This window comes from Sphingobacterium lactis, from assembly GCF_051951495.1.
Taxonomy (GTDB): domain Bacteria; phylum Bacteroidota; class Bacteroidia; order Sphingobacteriales; family Sphingobacteriaceae; genus Sphingobacterium; species Sphingobacterium lactis_A.
Map to the genome: position 1 here is coordinate 1,173,762 of NZ_JBNHAS010000001.1, position 22,882 is coordinate 1,196,643.

The 22,882-nt window shown below is 35.0% G+C and carries 19 protein-coding genes and 2 tRNA genes; 12 read left to right on the plus strand and 9 right to left on the minus strand.

Translation table 11 applies throughout. The features are described from left to right. Positions 1–370 precede the first annotated feature (370 nt). The 3 genes from ppk1 to ACP6L2_RS05025 all read left to right on the plus strand — a co-directional run bounded on the left by ppk1 (position 371) and on the right by ACP6L2_RS05025 (position 4,070). Positions 371–2,461: a polyphosphate kinase 1 gene (gene ppk1 / locus ACP6L2_RS05015; protein WP_440508192.1), complete on the plus strand. Its 2,091-nt coding sequence runs from the start codon at positions 371–373 to the stop codon at positions 2,459–2,461. A gap of 52 nt (positions 2,462–2,513) precedes the next feature. Then, a complete protein-coding gene (locus ACP6L2_RS05020; protein WP_440508193.1) occupies positions 2,514–3,578 on the plus strand; it encodes a PA0069 family radical SAM protein in 1,065 nt (354 codons plus the stop codon). A gap of 108 nt (positions 3,579–3,686) precedes the next feature. Further along, positions 3,687–4,070: a hypothetical protein gene (locus ACP6L2_RS05025; RefSeq protein ID WP_440508194.1), complete on the plus strand. Its 384-nt coding sequence runs from the start codon at positions 3,687–3,689 to the stop codon at positions 4,068–4,070. 73 nt (positions 4,071–4,143) lie between these two features. Here the strand turns inward: ACP6L2_RS05025 and ACP6L2_RS05030 are convergent, their stop codons facing one another. From ACP6L2_RS05030 to ACP6L2_RS05040, 3 genes are read right to left on the minus strand one after another with little or no spacing between them, the layout of a single operon-like run. After that, entirely contained in the window at positions 4,144–4,746 is a 603-nt protein-coding gene (locus ACP6L2_RS05030; RefSeq protein ID WP_440508195.1) for a hypothetical protein, read from the minus strand. 7 nt (positions 4,747–4,753) lie between these two features. Beyond that, the gene (locus ACP6L2_RS05035) at positions 4,754–5,383 is read right to left on the minus strand and encodes a DUF502 domain-containing protein (protein ID WP_440508196.1); all 630 of its coding nucleotides are present in this window, start codon (positions 5,381–5,383) and stop codon (positions 4,754–4,756) included. A 1-nt stretch (position 5,384) separates the two neighbouring features. Further along, on the minus strand, positions 5,385–7,820 hold the full coding sequence (locus ACP6L2_RS05040) for a bifunctional UDP-N-acetylmuramoyl-tripeptide:D-alanyl-D-alanine ligase/alanine racemase (RefSeq protein ID WP_440508197.1): 2,436 nt from the start codon (positions 7,818–7,820) through the stop codon (positions 5,385–5,387). Positions 7,821–7,874: 54 nt separating this feature from the next. Here ACP6L2_RS05040 and ACP6L2_RS05045 point away from each other — a divergent pair, with 54 nt between their 5' ends. From ACP6L2_RS05045 to ACP6L2_RS05060, 4 genes are all read left to right on the plus strand, one after another. Further along, positions 7,875–8,378, plus strand: a complete 504-nt coding sequence (locus ACP6L2_RS05045) for a regulatory protein RecX (protein WP_440508198.1) — start codon at positions 7,875–7,877, stop codon at positions 8,376–8,378. 140 nt (positions 8,379–8,518) lie between these two features. Continuing rightward, a tRNA-Gly gene (locus ACP6L2_RS05050) sits at positions 8,519–8,591 on the plus strand. A gap of 5 nt (positions 8,592–8,596) precedes the next feature. After that, positions 8,597–8,681, plus strand: a tRNA-Leu gene (locus ACP6L2_RS05055). Between the two features lie 142 nt (positions 8,682–8,823). Further along, a complete protein-coding gene (locus ACP6L2_RS05060; RefSeq protein ID WP_440508199.1) occupies positions 8,824–10,155 on the plus strand; it encodes a TlpA family protein disulfide reductase in 1,332 nt (443 codons plus the stop codon). 84 nt (positions 10,156–10,239) lie between these two features. Here the strand turns inward: ACP6L2_RS05060 and ACP6L2_RS05065 are convergent, their stop codons facing one another. From ACP6L2_RS05065 to ACP6L2_RS05075, 3 genes are all read right to left on the minus strand, one after another. Further along, positions 10,240–10,782 carry a hypothetical protein gene (locus tag ACP6L2_RS05065; RefSeq protein WP_440508200.1) on the minus strand — a complete coding sequence of 181 codons (543 nt, stop codon included), beginning with the start codon at positions 10,780–10,782 and terminating at the stop codon, positions 10,240–10,242. Between the two features lie 200 nt (positions 10,783–10,982). Next, on the minus strand, positions 10,983–12,050 hold the full coding sequence (locus tag ACP6L2_RS05070) for a substrate-binding domain-containing protein (protein WP_440508201.1): 1,068 nt from the start codon (positions 12,048–12,050) through the stop codon (positions 10,983–10,985). A 453-nt stretch (positions 12,051–12,503) separates the two neighbouring features. Then, the gene (locus tag ACP6L2_RS05075) at positions 12,504–13,334 is read right to left on the minus strand and encodes a glycoside hydrolase family 16 protein (RefSeq protein ID WP_440508202.1); all 831 of its coding nucleotides are present in this window, start codon (positions 13,332–13,334) and stop codon (positions 12,504–12,506) included. A 174-nt stretch (positions 13,335–13,508) separates the two neighbouring features. Here ACP6L2_RS05075 and ACP6L2_RS05080 point away from each other — a divergent pair, with 174 nt between their 5' ends. Together ACP6L2_RS05080 and ACP6L2_RS05085 are read left to right on the plus strand one after the other, a co-directional pair. After that, a complete protein-coding gene (locus tag ACP6L2_RS05080) occupies positions 13,509–14,168 on the plus strand; it encodes a YceH family protein (RefSeq protein WP_440508203.1) in 660 nt (219 codons plus the stop codon). Positions 14,169–14,177: 9 nt separating this feature from the next. Continuing rightward, a complete protein-coding gene (locus ACP6L2_RS05085) occupies positions 14,178–15,188 on the plus strand; it encodes a WD40/YVTN/BNR-like repeat-containing protein (RefSeq protein WP_440508204.1) in 1,011 nt (336 codons plus the stop codon). Positions 15,189–15,221: 33 nt separating this feature from the next. Here the strand turns inward: ACP6L2_RS05085 and ACP6L2_RS05090 are convergent, their stop codons facing one another. From ACP6L2_RS05090 to ACP6L2_RS05100, 3 genes are all read right to left on the minus strand, one after another. Next, the gene (locus ACP6L2_RS05090) at positions 15,222–15,614 is read right to left on the minus strand and encodes a barstar family protein (RefSeq protein WP_440508205.1); all 393 of its coding nucleotides are present in this window, start codon (positions 15,612–15,614) and stop codon (positions 15,222–15,224) included. Between the two features lie 65 nt (positions 15,615–15,679). After that, entirely contained in the window at positions 15,680–16,780 is a 1,101-nt protein-coding gene (locus ACP6L2_RS05095) for a hypothetical protein (RefSeq protein ID WP_440508206.1), read from the minus strand. A gap of 21 nt (positions 16,781–16,801) precedes the next feature. Then, the gene (locus tag ACP6L2_RS05100; RefSeq protein ID WP_440508207.1) at positions 16,802–17,605 is read right to left on the minus strand and encodes a DUF4261 domain-containing protein; all 804 of its coding nucleotides are present in this window, start codon (positions 17,603–17,605) and stop codon (positions 16,802–16,804) included. A gap of 528 nt (positions 17,606–18,133) precedes the next feature. Between ACP6L2_RS05100 and ACP6L2_RS05105 the strand changes: the two genes are divergently transcribed. The 3 genes from ACP6L2_RS05105 (at position 18,134) to ACP6L2_RS05115 (ending at position 22,871) form a co-directional block, all read left to right on the plus strand. Continuing rightward, positions 18,134–18,643, plus strand: coding sequence for an RNA polymerase sigma factor (locus tag ACP6L2_RS05105; protein ID WP_440508208.1), 510 nt, complete (start codon positions 18,134–18,136; stop codon positions 18,641–18,643). Positions 18,644–18,706: 63 nt separating this feature from the next. After that, positions 18,707–19,726: a FecR family protein gene (locus tag ACP6L2_RS05110; RefSeq protein WP_440508209.1), complete on the plus strand. Its 1,020-nt coding sequence runs from the start codon at positions 18,707–18,709 to the stop codon at positions 19,724–19,726. A 70-nt stretch (positions 19,727–19,796) separates the two neighbouring features. Continuing rightward, on the plus strand, positions 19,797–22,871 hold the full coding sequence (locus tag ACP6L2_RS05115) for a SusC/RagA family TonB-linked outer membrane protein (protein WP_440508210.1): 3,075 nt from the start codon (positions 19,797–19,799) through the stop codon (positions 22,869–22,871). Positions 22,872–22,882: the final 11 nt, after the last annotated feature.

The following is a 22,882-nucleotide window of genomic DNA, read 5'->3' on the forward strand; positions in this document are numbered from 1 at the left end:
AAGGAACTGTACGTTCCTCCACACATACAACTATTATTAACTCCAACTGCTTTCATTTTTCAACAGTTTGGAACCCTCGTGACACAACCAACAATTAACAAGAACAAATAAAATATAAAATAACAGCTTTGCTTGGGAACATGTTTTACCAAACAATTTGATAAATAATAGACTTTAATAATATGTGTTCGTTGAAATATTTTGTTGCAAAGGCAGCATGGTATTATTTTAGGCGAACAATTATTAAGCTAGGTATCGTACTTAGCATTAAAAAAAGGGATTCATATATTATTTAATAAATTGTTAATATTTCATTAACTTATACCAAACAAAGCCCTCACATCTTTGGGCTATTATGAGCATACTACAAATGGCAACTAAATTCATACCGAGAGACATCAGCTGGTTAAGTTTCAATGGACGCGTATTGCAAGAAGCGGCAGACCCTGATGTTCCGTTGCCTTTGCGCATTAAATTTCTAGGTATATTTTCCAATAATTTGGATGAGTTCTTTCGCGTTCGTGTAGCGGCATTGAAAAGAGCTTCTGAACTCAATATTAAAGTTGCCAACAGCTATTTTTATGAAAGTCCAAGCATTATCTTGGATAAGATAACTGAGCTTGTTATTAAGCAACAAAGAAAATTTGATAAAATTTGGCATCAGGTTCAAAAGGAAATGGCCAAACAAAAGGTCTTTATCAAATCTGCAGAAGATCTTACTCCTAATCAATTGAAATTTGTTAAGGAGTATTTTGAGGAAGAAGTAGAAAGCAGTATTATTCCTTTGCTATTGGATGAAAGTAAGCCTCTTCCCTATCTTCGTGACAAAAGTTTATACTTAGGTGTAGCCATGTATAAACAAGAATGGCAATATGAAACCAAATTTGCTATTATAGAATTACCATCCAGTCATTTAGGAAGATTCTTAATTTTACCATCTCCTAAACAACAAAAACATATCATTCTCCTGGAAGATGTAATCAAGGTCAATTTACCTTATATCTTCTCTTATTTTGGCTTTGATCAATTCAATGCAAATACCTTTAAAGTAACTAAGGATGCCGAATTTGACATTGACAACGATGTGAATACCAGTTTGGTTGAAAAAATCAGTAAGGGTATCAAAAATCGTCGTAAAGGAAAGCCTACTCGCTTTGTATTTGACCAGGATATGGATCAAAAACTATTGGAGTTTCTAATCCGAAAACTCAGTCTAAGTAAAAGAGACAGCATCATTCCGGGGCAAAAGATTCACAACTTCAAGCATTTCATGGATTTCCCAAATGTGTTTGGGTCATATGAAAAATTGGTTGAAAGAACATCCTTCGAACATCCTGATTTTGCAGGGATGGAACGTATAACTGATGTTATTCTGAAGAAAGATGTACTTCTCTCCTTTCCATATCATGAGTTTAGACCAATGATTGATTTATTGCGAGAGGCAGCCATGGACCCTGATGTGAAGACCATTAAAATTACCATCTACCGCATGGCAAGCAATTCCAAGATTGCTAACGCCTTAGTCAATGCTGCTCGTAATGGAAAAGAAGTGACGGTGATGTTGGAATTGAGGGCGCGGTTTGATGAAGAACAAAACCTTGATTGGAAAGAGCGCTTTGAAATGGAAGGTGTGAAAGTATTGGTTGGGATACCAAATAAAAAGGTTCACGCGAAACTTTGTATCATTAAAAAGCGAGTTAACAATAAAACCATTCAATATGGTTTTGTAAGCACTGGAAATATCAATGAGAAAACAGCTAAGTTATATGGCGATTATTGCTTAATGACAAGCAATAAAAGTGTCATGGCTGATATCAACAAAGTATTTACGGCATTACAAAGACCAAAAGCTGTACTTACAGATACCATTAAAAACAATAAAAGTTTAATGGTATGTCCTATCGATATGCGTTCTCAATTGAATGGATTAATCGACAAGGAAATAGCTGAAGCACAAGCTGGGAGAAAAGCTCATATCATCATTAAAATAAACTCACTCAGCGATAAGGAGTGTATTAAAAAACTATATGAAGCAGCTACAGCAGGTGTACAAATTGATTTGATAGTTCGCGGAATATATTGTGCCACGAACCAGAAAAAGTTTATAGAACCCATTCGAGCAATAAGCATTGTTGATGAATACTTGGAACATGCTCGTGTTTTCTATTTTTATCATGCCGGTAAAGAATTCACTTATTTATCTTCTGCAGATTTGATGACTAGAAATTTAGATCATCGTATTGAAGCGGCTGTAAAAGTAAATTCCAGAAAATTGAAACAGGAACTTAAAGACATGCTCGATATTCAATTAAAAGATAACGTGAAAGCGAGAATCTTAAATAATAAACAAAACAACGAGTATGTTCAGAATGATGAACCTGAATTTCGTTCGCAAATTGAAATCTATAAGTATTTAGCACCTAAGAAGATAGTTGAAGAAAAAGAGATTGAAGAAGAATAAAACATAAACATGTTACTAATATTTTTAGTATTTTAGTAAAAATATTAGTGAGATGGAGAGATCGTATATTCAAGGTCGTGGTGCTCAAAAGAACGTTCACAACGTTTTTTTCAAAGATGAATATGTACAAGAACATATAGAAGGGATTGATGAGTGGGAACAAGACAAGCCAAAAACCGCCTTCAGCATAGTTCATCCCAAGAGCATAGTCAATAAAGTAGATAGTCCTGATGTGGGGATGGCTTATTCCGTAAATCCATATCAGGGCTGCGAGCATGGTTGCATATACTGTTATGCAAGAAATTCTCATCAGTATTGGGGAATGAGTGCAGGGTTAGATTTTGAAACCAAGATCTTGGTTAAGCAAAATGCACCAAAGTTATTTCGTGAGTTTTTAAAAAAGAAAACCTGGCAAGGAGAAACCATTTCGTTATCAGGCAATACAGATTGCTACCAACCTCTTGAGCGCAAATTCAAATTGACACAAGCTATTTTAAAAATTGCTTTGGAGTTTGGACAACCCATTAGCATAATTAGCAAGAATAGTTTAGTTCTTCGTGACATGGATATCCTTGCGGAAATGGCAAAGCGAAATCTCAGCGCTGTATTTATTTCAATCAATTCCCTTACTGAAGATACTCGGTTATTATTGGAACCAAGGACAGTTACAGCCAAACAACGTCTACAGGTAATTGAAAAACTTAGTTCACATGGTATTCCTGTGGGAATCATGTGTGCACCTGTAATACCTGGACTCACCGATCATGAAATACCTAAAGTATTAAAGGCCGCTGCAGATGCTGGTGCACAATGGGCTGGTTATACCAATGTGCGATTAAATGGTGAAATAGGAAAGATATTTCAAGACTGGTTATTTCAAGCCTATCCTGATCGTGCCAATAAAATATGGCACAGCATACAAAGTTGCCACCAAGGTAAGGTCAATAACAGTGAATTTGGTAATCGAATGCGAGGATCTGGTCAGTTGGCTGATATCATTAATAACAGCTTTAAATTACATTGCAAGCGGAATAAATTGAATTTGAAACCCATGGTTTTAGATAGCTCACACTTCAATAATCGAATAGATAATCAGCTGAATTTATTTGGTTTTTAAGTGTTAAGAAATGTTAAAATTAGATTGTAACGGGTATGTTGCAAGTGTTATGGCATTTAAATTGGTTATAACTACTGATAACTATTGAAAAACATAAACAATTATGCTATGAAAACAACATTAAAACTATTCAGCTTTTTATTTGTAATGATGGTGGCAGTGAGTGCCTGTTCTAAGGATGATGATCCTGCAGATAATGATTTCTTTGTAGATAATTACAAAGGCGACATCAGTTATACCGTATTGAATGGAGATGGTGATGTTCCTAAAGGTGCGGGTACCGTATGGGTAACCAAAGTTGGTGATACCTACAGTTTCCGTTTTGACCGTGGAATTCCAAACATTACTGGTATTAAAATGGAAAAAGGAAGTAACACTAAAATTTTCTTTAGTGATGAGGCCTTAGGCTCTATAACTATTGATAATAATGATTTGGACATTACCTATAGCAAGGACAGCAAAGTCTGGACAGCTCAGTGTAAACGTGATTAAGATTTTCGATATACAGGAATAATTTAACTTTAAAAGGGCATCTAATTTTAGATGCCCTTTTTCTATATCTTCATTAGTTGATCTGTAATATTAAAGTACTCTTAAAGATATTTGAATTACTATTTACAAACAATTGATGTTTTTCTGGATACCGATATTCAAGTCTACTCTTCCAATTTTCAAACTGCATATTATCAGCTTGATTCTGTAAATAATGATTTACTCGATTACTTACCTCAAGTTGAAGACTTGATTGACTTAGCTGAATACGAATTTTCAAAGGATGCTCTTGCATACTATTATAACCTAGTTGTAGAGCATTTTGAATAGCGCCTAAGGTAATCAATGGAAATAATTGGATATCTTTTTGATTTCCTTTAATGGTAAGTTGCGTATTCAATTCATCAGATTTGGCTATCTTCCAAAGATTAACATAGGATTCTATAAATTCAATTTCATCCTGAATGGTCCAAGTTTTCTCTTCTACAGCCTGTAAAACCTTATTTTGGAGGTCTTTCCAATCTTTGAATAATAAAGGCTTTTCATCAAATAGTGGAGTCAACAATTGAAACAAGGCTACATCAAATTGAATTTCTTTAAATGATAGTTCAGATCGGAGTTTTAGTATTTCCTGAAACTCTTGCGATTTACTGCTATTCTTTTTAGACCAAAACATGATTGTATTATTTTGCTGGGTCGATAGCTGGACCTTTTGTGCTTTCTAATCCACTTACCCCTCCAGAAACTGCTAATTTCATGGCATCTGTAGCTGACATGTTTAATTTGATGACTTTATCTGCACTAACAACAACTATCTGACCAGCGACAGAATAGGAATAAGGAAAATAAACAATTACTTCATTTGGAAGACCAATTGAGGTTAAGTCCTTCTGTGTTAAAAAGCCTACCTTCTTTAGCCCCATATCATTGACGATGACTAATACAGGTTCATTAAACTTCTTTGCATCCCCAACAAAAGCTTCGGTAAAGTCTTTAATGGAAGAATATAAAGTGTTGAATAAAGGAATTTTATTAATGGTTCTATTCAACCAAGCACGAATTGGTGCTGTAACTAATGTGGTAAAAATAAGTCCAATTAGGGTTAAAAGTAATATAACCGAAAGAATACCAATCCCAGGAATGTATAAAGGGTGACCACTTTCATCCTCTAGGAAATGTTCTGTAATATTCAAGGCACCATCCAAGGTAGCCACCAACCACACAATGACAAAAATAGCCCCTGCAACAGGCGCAACTACCAATGTGCCCTTAATTAAATAATAAAAAAACTTCTGAAAAAACTTACGTATCATCTTATTCGTAATAATAAACTCTTTTCACACGTCCAGATATATTCACCAATAACTCATAGGGAATTGTTCCTACATCTTTCGCTGCTTGCATTACATTTGGAAACACAATGACTTCATCCCCCTCACGCACATCTAGGCCAGTAACATCCAGCATACACATATCCATGCAGATGCTCCCTACAGTAGCTGTCTGTTGTCCATGGATTTCCATTTTGCCCACGCCCATACCAAATCGACGGTTATATCCATCGGCATATCCAATCTTGACCGTAGCGATCCTACTATCCCGAGTTAATACTCCTTTGCGATCATATCCCACCGTCTCCCCTGCCTTTAGGTCTTTTAATTGGGTAACTGTAGTACGCAAGGTACTTACTTGTTCCAGATTTTCCAACTTTCTATCCATATCTACTCCATATAAACCAATCCCTAAGCGCACCATATCAAAATGCGCTTCTGGCCATCTGACTATCCCCGAAGTGTTGGCAACGTGTCGGATAAAAGAATAACCTAAGCCCTCTTTCAACACTTGAGCTGCCTCTGAATAGGTGTTTATTTGATATCTGGTAAAGTCATCTTGGTTCGGGTCTCCGGAAGCAACCAAATGCGTAAAAAAGGATTGAACACGAACAAGTTTTTGTTTTTTAAGTATCTCCACAACCTCAGGAATCTCTTCTGGGAAGAATCCCAAACGGTGCATACCCGTATCTAACTTGAGGTGGATTTTGTAATCCTGAATATCTCTTTCCTGAAGGAAAAGTAAAAATTCCTTTAAGAATCGCATACTGTAAACCTCAGGCTCCAAATTGTATTTAATTAATGATTCAAAAGTGTCCGCATCAGGACTAAGCACCATGATAGGTAAGCTAATTCCAGCCATCCTTAAATCTACTCCCTCATCAGCAAAGGCAACCGTTAGGTAATCCACTTTACTGAATTGAAGTAAATTTGCAACTTCAAAACTGCCACTTCCATAAGAAAATGCCTTGACCATCGTCATTAACTTCACATGAGGTGGAATTAAAGAACGATAAACCATCAAGTTGTTGGTCAGTGCATTTAAATTGATGTCCAAGACTGTACCATGAGATCGAAGCCCTAAACGTTCTACAATCTGCTCAAATTGATATATCCTCGCTCCTTTCACCAGAATACTTTCGTTCTCGAATACCTGGTTGGATAAATCATTGATGAAAGATGATGTATCTGGATAAAGAAGCTTATCATTGATATGTATATCTTCTAAGAAAGTGTATTTCTCGCCTACCCACACCAATCTATCTAAAGCTTGGGTATTTAATAAATCGACTAGTTTATGCTGTAATTTCTCGCTTTCCTTTAAACCGTCCATATCAGAAAGTATCAGAGTTCTTTTTTGATGCTGATTTTGCTGTTGGAGGAAATTCAATGATATTTTCAACGATGCTAAATCATTGGAGTAAGAATCATCTATAATGGAACTGTTAGCTATACCCTTTTTCAATTGCAAACGCATTTCTAAAGGCTTTAAAGCCAAAATACGATCTTGAATAATAGGAAAGGAATAATCCAAATAGATTAATAAAGAAATACAGCTTAATACATTCTCGATGGAAGCTTCATCTGTAAATGGTATTATGAAATCAACAACTTCATTGTTGACCCTTAATTTCAAGAGCGATTGATTACCTTGAACCTCCTGCTGAAGAATCTGAATAGAATCTGTTTCTTCAACTCCCCAAGACCTCCAAGATGCCTGAGCTGGTAATTCCTCTTTCGAAATGTATTTACTACCTGCAATGACTAATTCAGTACGTTTAAAGAGTTTTAATTTCTCTTCAAGCTTGGCCTTCTTGTTTTCGAAATGTTGGGAATGTGCTATTCCAATATTAGTTAAAATTCCAATATTTGGTTGAATCATTTCCTCCAAGCTATCCATCTCTCCTGGTTCACTAATCCCAGCCTCAATTATAGCAAGATCATAAGATGCTTGTAAGTTCCATAATGATAAGGCCACACCTAATTGTGAATTATAACTTTTAGGACTTTGGTAAACCTTTTTATCTGGACTCAGCATTTGTGTTAACCAGGCTTTGACAATGGACTTACCATTGCTCCCTGTTATTCCTATAATGGGATTAGGGAATTGTGTTCTATGGTATTTCGCTAATTGCTGCATGGCTATAAGGCTGTCTTTGACAATCAGGATATTGACATCTTCTTTTTCAGCTAAAAATGGCGTTTGGTGATTGACAACAAAGCTTCGGATTCCTTTGGAATATGCATCAGGAATAAAATCATGGCCATCTCTGGTGGCCAATAATGCAAAGAACAAACTTTCTTCTGGCAGGCTTACTTTTCGGCTGTCGTAGACTAATTCGCTTATTTGTTGCTCAAAATTAAGGATCTTGTGCTCCTCTAGCGTTATTATCTCACTTACAAAACCTATCGTGTACATCTTCTTTAAAATATGCAACGAATTTCATCATTTTTTTTAAAAGTTCCTCATTTTTTGAAGATTTGCATTATGGATGATGCTTCAGCAAATAAAAAGAAACTCACACCACTAGCTGCATTGCGAAAAGCGGAGAGTTACTGTGCCTATCAAGAGCGTGCGCAACAAGAAGTTAGGGATAAACTCTATGAATGGGGATTACATATGGAGGATGTAGAACGCACGATCAGCACCTTAATAGAAAATAATTTCCTGAACGAAGAGCGGTTTGCTAAAGCTTATGTTTTAGGAAAATTTCGAATGAAAGGTTGGGGAAAAATAAAGATCGTTCAACACTTAAAACAAAAACGTGTTTCCAAGCCCTTAATTCAAATTGCCTTACGTGAGATTGATTTAGATGATTACGAACAGAAACTGCAAGATATCATTGAAAAGAAGATCAACAAGCCGATTTCAAAACTTTCTTATATGGAACGCGGTAAGTTAATTCGCTTCTTAATGGGCAAAGGATACGAGCAAGACTTGATTTATAGGAAGCTTGGTAGTTCTGACGAAGAATAATTACAAAATTAGTGATTTTGGAAACCTCAAAAAATGAGCTTGTTAGCCAATAGGGAGAGATTTTTATAAAAAATATTGCATCTATTTTTCACTTTTTTTTTGCATCGAATAAGAAAATATCTATATTTGCACCACGTCAAGCGAAAGTAGCTCAGTTGGTAGAGCACAACCTTGCCAAGGTTGGGGTCGCGAGTTCGAATCTCGTCTTTCGCTCAGTTGCCTAGGTGGTGGAACTGGTAGACACGCAGGACTTAAAATCCTGTTCCCGTTAAGGGAGTGCGGGTTCGATTCCCGCCCTAGGTACAGAAAAAAGCTCGACAGTAGTCGAGCTTTTTTAGTATATAGTATTTACTATTTAGTAGATAGACCTGTGGTGGGTTATTTTAGATTTTATTTACTTATATTAGAGTAAGTTAAAACCACAAGATCTAATTATCACTATATTATGAGGAGATACACTTTTGCCTTGGGAATTATAATTGGCGCCTTCCTTTTTTCCTGTAATCCTAATAATTCTAAGCAAGTCAACAACAAAAATGTAAATAAAGAAAAAAGTTCCGTTGATAGTATTTATGTAAAATACGATCCTACCATAATCAATAGTACAAATTTTCAATTGGTCATTTCGGATCCTAAAATGGAGCTTCAAGAAATTAGACCAGACACCAATTTTACTGCTTATTCTTATACGGGACAAAGTAGTTTCGAACGTTTTGACATTCCTTTTGGAACCCTATTCCCTATTCAACGTGGTGATAGCATTATTATTTCAATGAAAGATGATTATCCTCATTTAGAAGTAACAAACTCTACATTTAATAATCTGGAAATTAATTTTGGAACAGAACTCTTAAAAAGGAAAACACCAATTTTTGAAGAAGTAGTCATTGCTGATTCGGCTACTTTAGAAAACCATTTTAAGCAAAGTAATCATTACATCGATAGTTCTTATAAAGTGGGTGCTGTATCAGGAGAGTTTGAAAATTGGATTAAAAAGGAAATGGAATATGCCAAATTATATGCACAACAAAACAAGAAAATTTTCAATGGTAATAGAGATATCTCATCCCATATTAATATTGATGAGAACTTAAACCTATCAAAATATCGTTCTTTTGTTTACAGAATTATGGCTAATGATCTTCAAGAAGACCTTGCTATTCCAAGTATTTTAAATTTAGCCAACACACTGTTTACTGGCAAAACAAAGGATTATGTGCTTTATCGTTTTGCTAAGGAATCCTTGGCTGATATGGATGCTGCAGGAGCTAATCAGAGTTTAAAGGATTTGAAAGGTAAATTTAATGATACGACTTATTATAGTTTATTGGCTGATCGGTTTGAACCAACTTTTAAAGATGCATCTGCTCGAGAGAATATCTTAATAAATCAAAAAGGCGATAAATTCACATTAAATGATATTTTGGCTAAATACAAGGGTAAGAAAGTATATGTAGATTTTTGGGCTAGTTGGTGTGCTCCCTGTCGTGCAGAAATGCCAAGCTCTAAAAAATTAGAGAAATCATTTCCTAATGTTGTCTTTTTGTATTTATCACTGGATAAGGTTCAAAAAGATTGGCTAGAAGCTATGCAATTTGAAGAATTAAAGGAAAGCAATAGCTTTTTATTTGCCAATATAGAAACAGATGATTTTCTTACTGAACATGAAGTAAACATGATTCCGAGGTATATGATATTTGATAAGAATGGAGCTTTAATCAATAAAGATGCTCCTAGACCTAGTGATGAGAAAATAACAGGGCTATTGAAGGAATAAATTTTAGTGGATGTTTATAAAAAATAAAAAGAGCATTGAATAATATTAAGGACTAGGATTACTAGCTACTTAATTATTCATCCCCTACTTCAACATCCATTTAAAAACAAGCCCTAACAATTGCTTTTTCCTTTCATATTCAGCCTCATCTAAAACCAATCCATTGTTAATTTCCAACAAAATTAAGTTTTCGTACTTGTCTTTAGCTAAATAACGAGTTACAGGCATTTTTGATGGACCTTGCTTTAATTTTACAAATTTTTGGGTATCTAAGCCTTTAACTTCACCTAGCTTATCTATAAAAGCAATATTATAGGCTAAAACTTGTAGACTGTCCGAACTAACAGAATCTTTTATCAACTCAAATACTAAAAGTCTTTGATTTACTTGAATAGAATTATTGATTCGATAATCTTTACCCTTAAAAAAGGAATCTACATGTTTGAAAATCTCTTTAGATAAGCTATTTACAAGATTTTTATTATACTCTGGACTAGTATTGATTTTGCCAGATTCCAATCTCCAAACCGTTAACAAGCTGTCTTTGACAAGCCTAATCTCTTGTGATTGGCTAACTAATGGAATCAATACTATAAATAAAGACCAACACAGCTTAACGATTCGCATATATCTTTATTTCTGATTAACCAACATTTTAATTTCTATTAAGTTAACAAATAAAGTATGAAGATTAATGAGAGGAATGTATAAGTGGGTATTTTAGTATGGATACCTACTTTATGAATTATTAAAGTAACTATTTGGAAAAGATTATGGTGCTAATCTCTTGAAATTGGTTTTCTAGAGAAGGTCTTCAAAAATTATTTTTAATTTTCGTAGAACAAATAGTTTTCTATCGTTAAGATATCGATAGGCATGGGTTTGAAGTTTTCCTTATCCTCTTTCAATAAGAAATAGCGATATAAGTAGTTGAGCGCCATATAGCCTTGCTTGTCGGGGCGCTGACAAATTAAGAAGTCGATAGTACCCTTAGCAAGGTAATTAACATTCTCATGGAGGAAGTCAAATCCAATAATTGCAGGTTTACTCAATTCCGTATGTTCATCAAAAAACTTACCTACAACCGATACACGAGAATTCGTCACGAAAATTAAATCCGGATCTATTTCATTCTCAAGACGCAATAATGCCATTTCAATTTCATCATAATTATTGGATGGAATATCCTTAACAATAATATCGTAGTCCGCACTTTTATCTTTTAAATAATTGCTGTATCCGTCTATTTTCGTATTTAAATAAGCGTAATTCTGTAATCCACGAGCGATATTTAAAATAAGCAAAGTCGATTTTCCCTTTACCAAATAGCTGGTCAGGTTAGCTGCAAGACGGCCCGTACTTGTCAAGTCTGGACCGATATATCCCATAGATGAGCAACCTTTGATATCGGAGTTGATAAATAAGGTTTCAATTTTCTGTTTCTTACATTCCTCTACAAATAATTCCGTTTCCTTGATGAAAATTGGAGCAATAATTACCGCATTAAAGTTGCCTGATAAAACAGCTGCATACAGTTTTTCAAAGGTATTTACATCCTCCTGATCATAAAGAAAAACTTGGATATTAATACCAAAATTGCTGTATTCTTGAATTCCTTTATTAATTCCCTGGAGACAAAGATCCCAATAGCCCGTTTGTTGGGAGGTCTTAGGTATTAATACAGCAAAACTCAAGTTGTTTTTAACAGAAAGAGATCGAGCGTAAATATTAGGCTGATAATTATGCTCTTTTATCAAATCTTTAATCTTTTTTCGGGTACTTTCCGAAACATCCTTTCTATTGTTTAAAACTCGGTCTACGGTTGCTATGGATACCCCAGCTAATTTGGCAATCTCTTTAATCCCGATCTTTTTACCGGGAGAATTTTCACTCATAAGCAATTCATTTTAATAATTATTAACCTAAAGATAAGGAGATTTTTGGATTTATACGCTATAAGTAAATTTATTCTATTATAAATCCATATAAATATTACATGAATAAATACAAGGTTTTAAATCTTGTTGAAGATATAAAACAATAATTGATTTCTTTGGGTTTTTAAGGCGTTTTATTTGTATTTGACTCGGGTTTTCATTGTATTTGACTTGGGTTGGATTCGAGACTCTAACGGATCTCCTTCGGAACTTGTTCGGATCTACTTCGGATCTCGTTCGGTAGGAACCGAACGAGATCCGAAGGAGATCCCTATCAGATCCCTAGCAATCCCGTAGGGTTCTCGAAGCAATATCAAGCTTAAGTCAAGTTAATACCGAAGCAAATACCTATCTGATTCCATGCCGAATTCTCTAATTATTTTTGTTTATCTATGTTTAAAATTTATAAATCTATTGGTACACCCTTACCCAGTCTAACTCCATTTTTACAGGAAGTTGCTTCTGATTCACCTCTCCTACCCATTTACCTCCTAATTGTTGATCTATAATGAGAAAAAAGGGTTGATCATATGGCCATTGTGATGAATCTGCATCCTTCATTTTAGGGTATGTAAAAGTGGTTTTTCCATCTAATTGAAACACAAGTTTGTCAGGATACCAACTTACGGCAAAGACATGGTATTCATCTGGATTAAAATTAGCCGTACCACCATGTGGTGGGTTTGTTTTCTGACCTTTATTGACAGTGTAGTCCGAATGTGTGGTTTGGTAAATGATCTTATCAAAGTTGAGGTGTTCCATGATATCTATTTCGCCACTTTTCGGCCATTTACCATATTTATCGAATTCGGAGAGCATCCACATGGCCGGCCAAGCACCTTGAGCCGATCCTAGTTTAGCACGAATTTCTACACGTCCATATTGAAAGGCAAATTTAAGTTTGGACCAAATACCACCTGTAATGAACGGACGTGGATCGTGGTTCTTATCCGGATTATTAATGCCCAAGAGGTGAATTTTTCCATCTTTCATTTCGAAGCATTCATCGATTGTACTCATATGTCGGTTCCAATCGGAAGGACCAACAGGTACCCTACTCCACTTGTTAGTGTCTAATGTTTGCCCATTAAAATCATCCTCCCAGACGAGTTTCCAAGTTTTTTGTTCTCGGTTTTCCTTTTGGAGAAGAATGTAGGGTTTATCTTTCATTTTTTGGTTTACTGCACAGGAGTTCAAGCAAAGCAGACCAAGGCCTAGCAATAAAGGGGTTAATTTTTGCATGGTAGATTTGGTTAAAGGTTGAATTTGTAGGCAATCTACATTTATTCCTGTGTTTTTCCAAGGTAGATTATGCTTTCATAAACAGTCAGTTTGGGTCATATTCTGTCATTTTGAACTGTAATAATCTTAAAAACTGTATATTTAGCGTAACGAATAAATTAGTAATCAAACAGAATGGAAGAAAACAAAACCTTACCCACATTATCCGCAGAAGAAATTCGAGTATTAGGTTCTCTGTTAGAGAAATCTAAAACCACCCCTGAATATTATCCCATGACTTTAAATAGTTTGCAGACAGCCTGTAATCAGAAAAGCTCAAGAAAACCGGTTGTGAATTACGATGAGTCCACGATAATAAACACCTTGGATAGTCTACGGAAGAAAGGATTGGTTTCGACTGTTGTTGGTGGAGGTAGTCGAGTGACGAAGTATAAGCATAATTTGGCTATTCAATTCCCATTACTACCGCAGGAGTTAGCGGCGATGTGTTTATTGTTTTTGCGGGGTCCATTAACAGCAGGTGAGATAAACAGTAATTCAGGAAGGCTATATGAGTTTGAAACCTTGGATGAGGTGCAGGAATTGCTTCAAAAATTGAGTGGAGACGAGCCTGCCTATGTGAGACAGTTAGCTAAACGTCCAGGTCAAAAAGAGGCACGATTTGTTCATTTATTTAGTCCTTTTGATGAAGAAGCTTACGAAGAGCAAGGCGCTTCAGAAAATGAAGCTCCAATTGGTAAATACGCCCAATTGGAAGAACGAGTTCAACAATTAGAAACACAGTTAAGCACTTTACAAGCAGCTTTTGACAAGTTGATGGCTGAGCTGTCTTAAAACAATAACATGAAGAAAATAAGCGTCATCATATGTTTCCTACTTGCAGGCTACTTTATTCAAGCTCAAGAAATTAAGGACTTGGCAAAAGGTCCTAAAAGTAGTTTCCGAGGCATGGATTCTTATAAGGATCGTGTAGTATGGGTTTCAGGTAGTTCTGGTTGGATTGGGTTGTCCAAAAACTCTGGGGATACTTGGGAATGGTTTCAGCCGAAAGGATATGAAAAATTTGATTTTCGAGATATCGTAGCCTTCAGTGCAAAGGAGGCATTAGCCGTATCTGCAGGAAGTCCAGCAGTGATTATTAAAACCAAAGATGCTGGGAAAACCTGGACAGAAGTTTATCGAAATGATGATGCAGATATCTTTTTAGATGCTGTTGATTTTTCTGGTAAACAGGGTTATATCCTTGGTGACCCAATGGATGGTAAATTTCAATTGCTAAAGAGTACAAATAAGGGAAATTCCTGGCAAGATGTGAGTGAAGAGATCATACTATTGGCAGACGAAGGTGAAGCTGCTTTTGCGGCAAGTGGAAGCTCTATTCAAATAATTGGGGATTGGCTGTACATAGGAACAGGAGGACGTGTTTCGAGTTTAATGAAACGCAATAAAAAAGAATCAAAATTGGACGTTGTAGATGTACCTATCTGGACTGGACAAGCTGGTACAGGGATCTTTTCCATTGATTTTTTAAACCAACGGGAAGGTGTAGTGGTTGGTGGAAATTATATGGATGATAAGAACAACAGCAATAATATACTCTTAACCAAAAATGGCGGACTATCTTGGGTGAAACCTGAGGTTCCGGTTGGTGGTTACCGTTCTTGTGTAAAATACATTAGTCCAACCATGTTGGTAGCAACTGGAACTTCTGGAACAGATATATCAATTGATGCCGGAAATACATGGAAAACAATTTCTACAGCTAGCTATAATGTAATAAGCCTTAGCAAAAAAGGAAAACGTGTTTTGCTGGCTAATTCTTCTGGAGGTATCGGTTATTTCGACATCCCTTAATAAGCTAACTTGATCAAACAGTAAAACTGAGAATTATTGTTTGATCAAGTTTATATTAGCGTGCTCTGAAATAATCTCTTCAATGATTTCAAAATAGGTTTGCCCCTCTCCTGCCATTAATAGCTCAATTTTCTTTTGTATTCCAGCAGCATCAAAATGTTCAGGATCTTCTAATTTCTCTGCATAAAAACCCAAGGTAAAATCATATCCTAAGGCCGCCTTGTTCTCCTCAAAGTTTCTCCATATAAGGTCAACAGCTTCATTCTCTTGTAAAGCACCAAATCCTCCGTATAGCAGATCATCAAAAGCATCTAGACTTTCGCCTAATTGCCAAGATTCATCTTGCATAAATTTGGCATTTATCTCGGCATATAGCGAAGTTTTATCGAAGATTTTAGTACCATCAATGGTAATTTCCTTTTTCATTCCGCTAAAATACGTAATTGAAAAGAGGCATCAAGGCAAAATATGGAAGCTTTATAAACCTAAGGTTAGGTCTGCTGATGTAAGACACTGATAACCTGGCAATCTGTACAAATCTCGATGTATTCGGTCCCTTCTAACCCATCTAAAATAGTAGACAATGGTACAGAACCTAAAAGCTTCATCTTCTGTTGGCAATCTGGGCATTCGTCGTATTGAAAATCTTGAATCCAATAAGAATGTCCACCTATATGAGCCATCTCTTCTTCACCACAAGGGTAATAGGTCGGTTTAGCCGTTGGGGAAAGGACATATTGGTGATCTGCTAATTCTTTTAATTGTTCCTCTGTCAGGTAATTCTCATCGCCATAAGGTTCAATTAGCTCCATGCTACTTTCACCATTTAACTGATAGCGAATGAGGGTCTTATCACTTAAAGAACAGCAGTTTGGACAAGTTGGAATAGAAATTATACCCGGAAGATTTAAGAATGCCAAACGAGGATCTGTTCCATCAATCGTCATCAAATTCATTAAATTACATTGGCAATTGGGACAATTTTCCTCCAAGAGCTGTCCTAGTTTTGTACTTTGATTTGCAGACTCATCTTCTATAAACACATAACATGTTGGGTAAATCAATTGGATTCTATTCTTTTCCTGATCAAAGGTCCAACCACCCTGTTCGGCATATCGAGCAGGACCGACATACAGGTTCTTACGCCAAGGAAGTGGATGTAGCTCCAATTCATAAAATACATCCAATACACGTTCTGAAGGTACCTGCGAAAGACAACTTAAAATACGACTTGGATATTTTGAATCGGGATCTAATAATGATGCTATAAGTTTCTCCTGCAGTTCTGCATCACTATCTTTATAAATTGCGGGAGGGTAAAAGATATTTTTCTCAAAAGCAGCACGAGCAATTTCTAAGGTATTGATATCCCGATAAGCCACTAAGGAATTGAAATTCTTAAAAACCTCTCCCCATTTATCCATTTCGTCTAAATTTTGAAGGATATCTTCCTGCATAAGTTGCAATTCTTCTTCATTTAGACTTTCAATAGTTAATCGAAATTCCCTTTGTTTACAATAGTAACACAGCCCCTCAAAAAACTTAATACGATTACAATTGGGACAAGGAATCGCTTCTTTATTTTGAATCATAACTACAGCGGCAAAAATTAATTATATAGCCAGTTTTAAGGTTTCTCCATCTAGAAAATGTCCTTTGGATTTACTAATCAATACATGTTGATCGTGGGTATAGCCCAAAGTTTCCCCATCTTGGAAAGAAACGTCGTTATTAATGATATAAGAACAAATGTTCAGTAAAAAGGTATGTATATTCTCCAATGAATCTGAAGCATGTAAAACCTCCATTTCCATCTTGTTAAATTCCTTAAGTCCATAGGTATACATACTATTCCCCTCTTCAGTAGATTGCACTCCAAAATAAACCCATAAAGGAACTGGCGTATTTCCTTCCTTGATATGGGACTCAAAAGCGATATATTGATCTTTGGGAAATAATAGTGTTTGACTTCCTTGATAAATGCCAAATGCATTTCCATGGTTCAAGATGCTCATAAGGATCTTGGTTTGCAGTATGAAACGATTTAGGGTGCTATTGTTACTACTCATCACAGAAACGATAGCATGACCATCGATTTTTTGCACTTCTGAAAGCGCATTCGGCCAATTGTAAGCATAATAAGCTGTATTTTCAATCTCTTCAGTAGGAATTGGAAAAGACATAAATGCGATTGCCACCATTTCTCCCTCAATTGTCAATACTGCTGAATCATCATTGCCATCTATCTTCGAGATAGTTAATCCCCAATCGCTTCGAAGGCCTGACACTAAATTTTCTAGTTGGTACCTATTGCCCTTGGTAAAGATAGGCATTGATAAGAGCACATTTGAATCCTCATGATTCAGTTTTGGTTTTTGGTTTTCCTCGTCTTTTTTAAAAAAATCAAATAGTCCCATATAGCGTTTATAATTTAGTTATGCAGCGTAATTTAATAACGTAATTAATGAAAAACAATTACCTTGTTTCTAATTTATTAGCTCAAATAATTGGATTTGGAGCTTCTAAATAGATAGTAATTAAAACCTAAGACAAATTTGGGTGTAATATTTTCCTCAAAATATGATTTGAATCATAAGATTAACGGATGTTTAATAAACGGTTAATATTGGGGTAATAGATAAGTACTAGATTTGGGTACTCTATTAATCAATTCAACAATAGCTCCTTCACTTCTGGTAATGTGGAGGAGATTTTTTTTGGGGGAAAGGATATAGATTTGAGATATTCAAATACATATTCCAATAAAATTTAAAATTAAAAGTTCTACAATAGATAAATTAATTCATTTCCTTATAACTATACAAAAATAAATGTTTAAACAAACAAGGCTGTGTTAACATTAATTTAGTTAATTGTTAATTTTTTGCGCAATGTCTTGATTGTATATTGAATTGTTTAATTTTAATTGATCAAATCCTAAAACCATGAATGTTTTCGATGAAACTTCATTTAAAGAATTATTTTTCGAGCATTATGATCAGCTATTCAGCGGATTCTTTAATCGGGTAAAAGACTATGATACAGCTCAAGAACTTACTCAAGCTACTTTTATAAAATTTTGGAAATACCGTGAATCTATTGATTTTACGATTGAATTAAGGACCCAACTTTTTAGAAAGGGAAAATTAGTTCTCATAGATTGGTTTCGAATGGAAGCTAGACAAAGACAGCTTTTGGAGGAATTAAGTAAAATTGAGGTTCCTAAAGAAGAGGTAAACTCTGACATGATGGATTTGTTAAAAAACCAGATAAATCATTTATCACCTATGCGCAAAGAAGTCTTTTCCTTAGCCTATTTTGAAGGATTGACTCATAAAGAAATTGCAGAGAAACTTCAAATTTCTGTTAGAACAGTAGAAAATCACAAACACAGAGCACTCAATCAATTGAGGAAGATATTAGCCTTAATAACCATTATCCATTTTATTCAATAATTTTTTTCCTTCGAGTGAGTAGTTTTTGTTTTTGAAACGTACATATAATAAAAACAAAAAGTTGTGGATCTGGATAAATTAAATAAGCTGTTTAATAATAAGTGTTCAGCAGAAGAATGCGAATTCCTCATGGCTTATTATGAAGCTAATCCAGAAAAACTTGATCAAATCAAAATATTTGAGGATTTATCTGAAAAAGATTTATTTCAATTTAATAATGCTCACCTTCAGCAATTGTATGCCCATATACAACCAAAAAGAAAATATATAAAAATTATAAAATTCATTAGTGTCGCTGCATCTTTAATTGGAATTGTATTCGGGTTCCTTTGGTTATCTCCTCTTTTCAAATCAACTAAATTAGATCAAAATCAACTAATTATTTCCAATTACGGAAAGAATATACTGAAAGAATATTTACCTGATAGTTCTATCGTACTACTAAGCCCCCAGAGTAAACTAATTATCGGTTCTAACTACTTGGCAAACCGTGAAATAAATCAATTGGAGGGTGAAATTACTTATGAAGTCAAAAAGAATAAGAAAAACCCATTCTCTGTTATTTATCAGAAAACAAAAACAACAGCATTAGGAACCAAATTCACTATTAAAGAGGAAAAAAACAGCACAATATTAATTTCTTTATTACATGGGAGCATAGCTGTAACACCGAACACATTCAAATCAGGGATTCCGATTATTCTAAAGAACAATGGAAAAGTTAGAATTAACCTTAATACAGATTCATATAATATAATAGATTCGACAGCCTCCCCTATCAAGACCAAATTATGGACAGCATCCCTTAAAAAGGAGATAAGTGCTATTGTTAAAAATGGACAAGTTGAATGGGAATCAACACAAATTAACCTACATCAAGTACCAAACATACAATTAACTGAAGTCTTAAGAAGTATTTATGGCTTCTCTATAAAAATAGAAGATAAGCAGATTGTGATGGGCAATTTTACAGGCAGTGTAAAGAAAGAGGAAAACATCTCCAGTTTCTTAAGTAGCTTCTGTCAACTAAATGGCTGTTCATTCTCAATTGATCAAAATATGATTTATATAAAAGCGAAGTAAACAAACTAATATTTTATAGATACATCAAAGAACTTATTAACTGAATTTAAAACTTTCTTGAATTTTAATTATGAAACAACTCATCACTAGATTGGTCTTTCTAGCAATGTGCTTCATGTCTTGTACCCTGATTTATGGTCAATCAAACATCGAAGTTGTTGGAAAAGTCGTAGATGCTGATGGAAAACCTATTTCAGAAGCAACTATTGAATTAATACACCATCGTACTAACAATAGACAAAGTTTCTCATCAAATAATGAAGGAATATTCACCTTACGCCCGATAATAATTGGTGAGAGATACAGTATTTTGACACACCATGTAAGTTATCTTGCCGATTCGATTGGCAATTTCGTACCCACATCTTCTAACAGAAACACAATTTTAGTTCGACTAAAATCTAAAATTGGAAATCTTGATGAAGTGGTGGTCGTTGGATATGGAACGCAGAAAAAAAGCCAATTAACAGCTGCAGTTTCTACTTTAAGTTCCAAAGATATTGTTGATGTTCCAGTGGCGAATATTAATAATAGTTTAGCAGGTAGAGTTCCTGGATTATTATCTTTTCAAGGAAGCGGCGAACCAGGAGCTGACGCGGCAAACATTAGAGTAAGAGGTATTGGTACAATCGGAGGAAATAACCAAGCACTAACCATTGTAGATGGAATTCCAAGAGATTTTTCACAAATAAACCCAAATGAGATTGAGAATATATCTGTATTAAAAGATGCTGCAGCTATTGCTCCTTATGGTTTAGCTGGAGCTAATGGTGTTATATTGATTACAACTAAACGGGGTAAGGCCGGTCGGGTAGATTTAGGATTTAATACTTGGGTTGGATTTCAACGTCCTACACAATATCCAAATTATTTAAATGCATACGACTATGCCTATCACCTTAATGTTGCTCGCAAAAATGCTGGACTACAACCACAATATACAGAAGAACAATTGCAAAAATATAAGGATAGAAGTGATCTTGACCATTATCCAGACATCGATTGGTTTCACGATGTAATAGATTTTAATGCACCTATCACGAATCAAAATCTACTGTTTACAGGGGGCTCTGAAAAAGTAAGATTCTTTAGTTCTTTAGGCCATCTTTATCAACAAGGATCTGTTGATGTAATCAATTATAGAAAATATAATTTAGCAAGTAATGTTGATGTCAATGCAACTCCCACTACATTAGTATCCCTAGACCTAAGAGCTAGCCTTGAGGTTACGAAGAACCCTGGTTCCATTGATGGTACTGGTATTTATACCCAAGTAACAAAACTTCCTCCATTGCTGGTAAATCCTCTACATTATACAAATGGAAAACCAGGAAACACTATGTTGCCTTCAATTTACGAAAGTGGGTATAATAGACGTCATGAAAATATGTTTTTCTCTCATTTATCCATTGAACAGAAACTACCTTTTTTAGAGGGTCTATCCATCAAAGGAGTATTCGCTTATGACAAATCATATTCAACAAATAAAAATTGGCAAATACCTTATGTTTATTATACGTTAAATAGTAAAGAAGAATACGATGAAATTAAGGCTGGTGTTACAGCTCCAAGGTTAAATCAAGGATTCCAGGAACGTATTAATACCACACTACAAGGATATTTAACTTATCAACGAACATTTGGTAATCATGGAGTTTCCTTATTGACTGTTATTGAGCAACGCAGAGGAAATTCTAACCAATTAAACGCAGAGCGAATAAATTATCAGGTGAACTTGGATGAATTAGATATGGGTTCTGCTGCAAAAAATGATTTAAGCAATGGAGGTAAATCAAGCTCTTCTATTCAAACAGGTATTGTATATAGGGCTTCCTACAACTATAAGGAAAAATATCTTTTTGAATTTTCAGGTCGTTATGATGGACACTATTATTTTGCTCCAGGAAAAAGATTTGCATTCTTCCCTGCTGTTTCAGCAGGTTGGGTGATATCGGAGGAGTCATTTATAAAAGATAACATTAATTGGATAGATCATTTAAAATTACGTGGGTCGGTAGGTAAATCTGGGAATTTGGCCGGTGGGCCATTTCAATACTTAAGTTCATACGGTCTTTCTCCAAGTTATATTTTTGGAGGCATACAGTATCAAGGCGTATTTGAACGTAGTGAGCCTAATCCATATATCACATGGGAAACATCTCAAAAATTAGACTTAGGTTTTGATGCTACTTTATGGGGTGGAAAATTGGGGATAAATTTCGATTATTTCAAGGAAAAACGATCTGACATGTTGGTACAACCAAGTGCGAAGGTACCTGCTGAATATGGAATTGGTTTATCGCAAATAAATGGTGGTAAGATGAATAATCAGGGTTTTGATTTAGCCTTAAATTCAAGACATCTTTTTGAAAACGGGTTTTTGATGGATTGGGGAGTAACAGTATCCTATGCGAAGAATAAATTAATTGAAATAATGGAAGGTGCAGAGACCTATAATAATGAAAATAGACGTAAAACCGGAAGACCACTTGACACACAATTTGGTTTAAGGGCACTAGGATTATTTCAATCACAAGAAGAAATTGATGGATGGGCAAAGCAGTTTGGTACAGTTAAGCCGGGAGATATTAAATATGAAGACATCAATGGAGATAATGTAATTAACAATGAAGATCAAGTAGTAATAGGTGCACCAGCCTTCCCACAATTAATCTTTGGTTTAACAGGACAATTTGAATGGAAAAATTTCAATTTAAATATGTTGTGGCAAGGTGCTGCCCAGTCAAGCTTTCAATTGACTAATGAAGCTTCAAATCCATATTTTAATGGCGCAAAAATTTTCGAGGAACAATTAGATTATTGGACAGAAGATAATAGAGATGCAAAATATCCCGTGATTATGCCTGCACCAACTCCCAACAGTACACAAGTATCTTCTTGGTGGATTAGAAATGGTCATTATTTAAGATTGAAAAATATAGAATTAGGTTACAAAATACCAAACTCCATTCTTAAGAAAATACAAATTGAGAATCTACGGTTATTTGTTTCCGGACAAAATTTACTAACCTTTTCTTCTGAGAAATACTTAGATCCAGAAATTGGTGTAAGCAGTGCGAGTAAACGTGCGAGGTATTACTTTCAACAAAAAGTATTCACTGCCGGTCTAAACATTAACTTTTAATCTTCTGAACC